Annotated in this window: 3 protein-coding genes; 1 reads left to right on the top strand and 2 read right to left on the bottom strand. The window is 69.1% G+C overall.

Annotation, left to right across the window (positions count from 1 at the left end):
- Positions 1–675, bottom strand: a 675-nt coding sequence (locus ABZ641_RS35535) for a YafY family protein (RefSeq protein WP_359988547.1), incomplete at its 3' end; no start/stop codon positions are given.
- A 93-nt stretch (positions 676–768) separates the two neighbouring features.
- Between ABZ641_RS35535 and ABZ641_RS35530 the strand changes: the two genes are divergently transcribed.
- Complete coding sequence (locus ABZ641_RS35530) at positions 769–1167, top strand: VOC family protein (RefSeq protein ID WP_344628095.1); 399 nt, start codon at positions 769–771, stop codon at positions 1165–1167.
- Between the two features lie 527 nt (positions 1168–1694).
- Here ABZ641_RS35530 and ABZ641_RS35525 read toward each other — a convergent pair.
- On the bottom strand, positions 1695–1889 hold a 195-nt coding region (locus ABZ641_RS35525; RefSeq protein WP_359988545.1), incomplete at its 5' end, for a dihydrofolate reductase family protein.

Here is a 1889-nt window from a genome sequence, read left to right as displayed (position 1 = left end):
TGCCGGACCGGGGCCCACCGGCGCTTCGAACGAGCCCGGCAGGGTCCGCGCGTCCGCGATGCGATCGAGCCGGAAGGTCCGCTCCTCGCCGATCCCGGCGTCCTCGCCCGTGACGTACCACCGGCCCCCGTGGGCGACGATCCCGTATGCGTGCAGCGTGCGCTCGCTACGGCGTCCGTCACGGTCGGTGTAGCGGATCGAGACCGGCCGGTGGTGGCGCACCGCATCGGCGACCGTGAGCAGCACCCCGGAGTCCGGGGTGTCGAACTCGGCGGGCCGATCGGTGAAGGCGAGGGATTCCAGCAGTGTGTCGAGCCGGCGGGCGATGTGCTTGGGCAGCACCCGCCGGATCTTGGCCGATGCCGTCTCGCTCGCCGTCTGCTGCGTCGTCGTCAATCCTGCTCGGCGGCCGGCGACCAGGCCGAGCAGCACGGCCAGCGCCTCGTCGTCGCTGAGCATGAGCGGAGGCAGGCGGTACCCGGGGCCGAGCCGGTAGCCGCCGTACCGGCCGCGCACCGATTCCACGGGCACGTCGAGGTCGATCAGCTGGTCCACGTACCGGCGAACGGTGCGCCCTTCGACGCCGAGCCGGTCGGCGAGTTCGGCCACCGTCCGGGTGCCGCCCGACTGCAGCAGCTCCAGGAGTGTCAGTACGCGGCCGGTGGGTCGAGGCATGTTCGCAGCCTAATGCGAATACAGGACCGATTCTGTCCACTATTTCTCCTAGCCTGCGACCTGCACGTGTCAGGCACGACCAAGGAGATTCCCATGGACTTCGTCTCGATCCGCATCATCACCGGTGACGTGGCACGCCTCGTCGACTTCTACGAGCGAGCCACCGGGACACGGGCGGCGTGGGCCACCGAGGACTTCGCCGAGCTCAGGACCGCGGGCGCCACCCTCGCGATCGCCGGCACCCGCACCGTCCCGCTGTTCGCCCCGGGCTCTGCCCGCCCTGCGGACAACCACAGCGTGATCACCGAGTTCCTCGTCGACGACGTGGACCGCGTCTACCGGGACCTGAGCGGCTTCGTCACCGACTTCGTCACCGAGCCCACCACGATGCCGTGGGGCAACCGGTCGCTGCTGTTCCGCGACCCCGACGGCAACCTCGTCAACTTCTTCACCCCCGTCACCCCGGCGGCCGTCGCGAAGTTCGCACGCTGACCCCTACTCCGCGACGAAGGGGGCGTATCCGATCGGGACCCGCTCACCTCGTGAAAGTCGATCCCGAGGGCCTTCGACCGGCGGCGGGTCGCCTCCGACTCGGGGAGAAGCGTGGCTCCCGGGTACAGGCAGTGCCACTTCACACCCCAGACGTACCCATCGAGGTCGACGCCCGTTTCGTGGTCGGTGAGCCGGTCGTCCAGCGAGACCCGCCAGGTCTCCGCCGGCAGTGAGGTCTCACACCGCGCCTCGACGCAGTACCGGAAGAGATACCGCAGGTGGGACGGCCTGACACCGGTACGGGGATCAGCCGTTGCGTGGACGATGACCTCGTAGTCACGCATGTAGTTGGTGTATCCGTGGTGCACGACAGCGTGGTCGAAGGTCTCGTCCAGCATCTGCTCGAGTACGGCGCGATCCATGCCGCACTTCTACAGCACTCGGCGAGACCTTCGACAACGCGGTTCATGTCCTCCGGGGCCGAGGCCGGCCGATGCCGCGTCAGCTGTCGAGCGAGCACGGTCGGGTCACCGTCCGTCGACCGCCCGGTAGGTGCAGACGTTGACGCCGGTGCCGCTGGTGACGGTGGAGACCAGTTCGAGGGTGCGCTTGGCGCCGTCGGCCGGGAAGATCGACTTGCCGCCGCCGAGGAGCACCGGCATGACCATGAGCTTGAGCTCGTCGACCAGGCCCTCCGCGATCAGCGTGCGGGCAAGGGTCGG

Origin of the sequence: Kitasatospora sp. NPDC007106 (assembly GCF_040634455.1) — a bacterium.
Lineage (GTDB): Bacteria > Actinomycetota > Actinomycetes > Streptomycetales > Streptomycetaceae > Kitasatospora > Kitasatospora arboriphila.
Note: the sequence above shows the minus strand (reverse complement) of the source record. Positions and strands in the feature narration are given on the sequence as shown.

Bases quoted from the DNA above. Each gene is read 5' to 3' on its own strand.
- ABZ641_RS35530 (WP_344628095.1), top strand. From the start codon at position 769: ATGGACTTCGTCTCGATCCGCATCATCACCGGTGACGTGGCACGCCTC.